General features: G+C 63.2%; 3 protein-coding genes and 1 pseudogene. 2 read left to right on the top strand and 2 right to left on the bottom strand.

Features of this window, described 5'->3' with window-relative positions; all coding sequences use genetic code 11:
• Window positions 1–1,039, top strand: a 1,039-nt coding sequence (locus tag B4E36_RS07390) for an NAD(P)/FAD-dependent oxidoreductase (protein WP_345900182.1), incomplete at its 5' end; no start/stop codon positions are given.
• A gap of 12 nt (window positions 1,040–1,051) precedes the next feature.
• Window positions 1,052–1,552 carry a MarR family winged helix-turn-helix transcriptional regulator gene (locus B4E36_RS07385; RefSeq protein ID WP_018064739.1) on the top strand — a complete coding sequence of 167 codons (501 nt, stop codon included), beginning with the start codon at window positions 1,052–1,054 and terminating at the stop codon, window positions 1,550–1,552.
• A 122-nt stretch (window positions 1,553–1,674) separates the two neighbouring features.
• Here the strand turns inward: B4E36_RS07385 and xylA are convergent, their stop codons facing one another.
• Window positions 1,675–2,985, bottom strand: coding sequence for a xylose isomerase (xylA, locus tag B4E36_RS07380; protein WP_292055581.1), 1,311 nt, complete (start codon window positions 2,983–2,985; stop codon window positions 1,675–1,677).
• A 78-nt stretch (window positions 2,986–3,063) separates the two neighbouring features.
• A pseudogene (locus B4E36_RS07375) lies at window positions 3,064–3,301 on the bottom strand (xylulokinase); the annotation flags it as partial.

The raw sequence follows: 3,301 nt of genomic DNA, 5'->3' as shown, positions 1-3,301 counted from the left end.
AACAACCTATGTTTCGGACGAGGCCAAGGCGCTCTGGGCCCCCTGGGTGCTGCATTGCGGCCTGTCGCCGGAGGCGAGCTATTCGGCCGAAATGCTGAAGGTGATCGGCTTTGCGATCGAGCTTGCCGGTTGCCCGATCGTCAAGGGCGGCGCGGTCAACCTGACGCGCGCCTTCGAACGCCTGATCCGCGACCATGGCGGCGACATCCGCACCGGATGCGATGTCGCCGGCATTACGCTTGGCACGAACGGCAAGGCGACGGGTGTGCGGCTTTCCGACGGCACGGAAATCGGGGCCAGGCGCGGCGTCATCGCCTCCGTCACCCCCGACCAGCTTTACCGCCGCCTGCTCGGCGAGACCAAAAAACCTCTGCCCGCCGATGTCGAAAAAGGACTGAAATCCTATCGCTACGGCAAGGGCGACATGCAGATCCACTACGCGCTGAAAGCACCGCCAACATGGAAGGCGGGCGACGAACTCGGCAAGGTCGCCCTGCTGCACTTGACCGACGGTCTCGACGCGGTGTCGCGCTCATCAAACGAGGCCGAGCGCGGGCTGCTTCCGGCCGAGCCCACCGTCTGCGTCGGCCAGCCGACCGCGCTGGACCCGAGCCGCGCGCCCGACGGCGGCGCGATCCTGTGGCTCCAGCTTCCCGATACGCCCCGCCATATCAAGGGCGATGCTGCGGGCCTTTTGGATTGCCCGCAAGACGGGCGCTGGACGGAGGCGCTGCGCGAGGCCTTCGCCGACCGCGTCGAGGCCATGCTTTCCGCCCATATCGAGGATTTTAAGGACAATGTGGTCGCCCGCAGCGTTTCATCACCCGCCGATCTCGAGACCATGAACATGAACCTCGTCGGCGGTGATCCCTATGGCGGTTTTTGCGGCCTCGACCAGTTTTTCATCTGGCGTCCGTTCAAGTCTGCCGTTAACCACAGGACCCACGTGCCCGGCCTCTATCACATCGGCGCCTCGACCCATCCGGGGCCGGGCCTCGGGGGCGGTTCGGGCTTTCTGCTGGCATCATCGCTGAAATAACGGAGTGGGTTTATGGGTGAGCGTTTTTCGGGTCCGAACGGTGACGGAGAGACGGGCGAGGCCGTCCGCAGCCTCGGCGAAATCGGGCTCAACGCATTTTCGCCCTATCTGATGAACCGGGTGATGGCGCGCTACAACGCCAATCTCGCCGAGGAGCTGAAACATCTCGGCATGTCCACCGCCAAGGTGCGCACCCTCGCCGTGCTCTCGGTCATTCCCTCGGCCACGATCAACGAGCTGTCGGTTCTCGCCGTGATCGAGCAATCGACGATGAGCCGCACGCTCGATTCGCTGGAGGAGCAGGGCTATATCCGCCGCCAGTCGCGCAATGAGGACATGCGGGTGCGCGACGTCTCGATCACCGAGGAAGGCCGCCTCGCCTTCGACGCCGCCTGGCCGACCATGCACAGCTTCGTGCAACAGATGTTCGACGGCATCGACGAGGACGAACAGCGCGCCTTCGTGACCACGCTGCAGAAGATGCTGCGCAATGTGCGGGTGAACGAGATCTGAGGGACAGCGCCCCCGCCGGCTTGATGGAGCCTATTTCGGTTCGGGCCCGGCACCGCCCGGGCAACTTGACCCGGGCGATTTTTACATGAGGTCATCCCATCCGGCTTTCGCCGGATCAAACCTCACACATATTTGTTGACGATATTTTCCAGATATTCCTGGCGACCCGATTTCGGTTCGGGGTTGATGTCGTCCTTCTCCACCATGGCGGCGATGTCTCCGAGCGTCATCTCGCCGGAGAGCATCTTCTTTGCGGTGTCGCCGTTCCAGCCGGCATAGCGCTCGTCGAGCGGCTTTGACAGCGCGCCGTCCTCGATCATCCGGGCGGCGGCCTTCAGCCCGCGGGCGCAGCAATCCATGCCGCCGATATGGCCGTAAAGCAGGTCCGCCGGATCGATCGACTGGCGGCGCAGCTTCGCGTCGAAATTGGTGCCGCCGGAGGTGAAGCCGCCGGCCAGCAGAACCTGATAATAGGCGAGCGCCATTTCCGGCACGTTGTTGGGGAACTGGTCGGTATCCCAGCCGGACTGGTAGTCATTGCGGTTCATGTCGATCGAACCGAGCACGCCGAGCGTGCGGGCAAGCGCCAGTTCGTGCTCAAAGGTGTGGCCGGCGAGAATGGCGTGGCCCTGCTCGATATTGAGCTTCACTTCCTTTTCCAGCCCGTATTTCTGCAGGAAGCCGTACACCGTGGCGACGTCGTAATCATACTGGTGCTTGGTCGGCTCCTGCGGCTTCGGCTCGACCAGGATCTGGCCCTTGAAGCCGATCTTGTGCTTGTACTCGATCACCATCGACAGCATGCGCGCCATCTGGTCGAACTCGCGGCTCATATCGGTGTTGAGCAGGGTCTCGTAACCCTCGCGGCCGCCCCACAGCACATAATTCTCGCCGCCGAGCTTCATCGTCGCGTCCATGCAGGTCTTGATGGTGGCGGCGGAATAGGCAAAGACCTCCGGATCGGGATTGGTCGAAGCGCCCGACATGAAGCGGCGGTGAGAGAACAGGTTGGCCGTACCCCACAAAAGCTTGACGCCGGTCTCTTCCTGCTTCTTGGCGAAGTAGTCGACGATCTCGTTGAGGTTCCTGGTGCTCTCGGCGAAATTGCCGCCTTCCGGGCGCACATCGGCATCGTGGAAGCAGTAATAGGGCGCGCCGAGCAGCGAGAACAGTTCGAAGGCGACGTCTGCCTTGAGTTTGGCCTTGTCCATGCCGCCATCATACCAGGGGCGGTCGAAAGTGCGCCCGCCAAAGGGGTCGCCGCCTTCCCATGCCAGCGAGTGCCAGTAGGCGACGGCAAAGCGCAGATGCTCCTTCAACGGCTTGCCGAGGACGACCTCGTCGGGGTTGTAATGCCGGAAGGCCAGCGGGTTGTCGCTGTCCGGGCCTTCATATTTGATTTTGGCGATATCGCCGAAAAAACCGGTGCTCATATCAATTCTCCCATTCGGTTATTCTCAAATCCGGCCGTTTGCCGCGCGGGCATGCCGGGTTCATTTCAGTGTGTTGCGTCAGGCCTTAGTGACGGCGCGGATCGCCGGATAGAGCGCGCGGTAGCGCTGATAGGCCTCCTCGAAGGCGGCCTTGTGCGTGGTTTCCGGCTCCACCGTTTCCGCCGTCTTGGGCGGCGTGCAGACGGCAAGCGGATCGCCGCCGGTTGCCGCCAGCATGCCGAGCCGGGCGGCCCCGAAGGCCGCGCCGAAATCGCCATCGGCGGGGATGTCGATCGGCAGGTCGAGCACGGTGGCC

Source organism: Martelella sp. UBA3392 (genome assembly GCF_002358775.1).
Lineage (GTDB): Bacteria > Pseudomonadota > Alphaproteobacteria > Rhizobiales > Rhizobiaceae > Martelella > Martelella mediterranea.
This window is presented reverse-complemented; position numbering and strand designations above follow the sequence as displayed.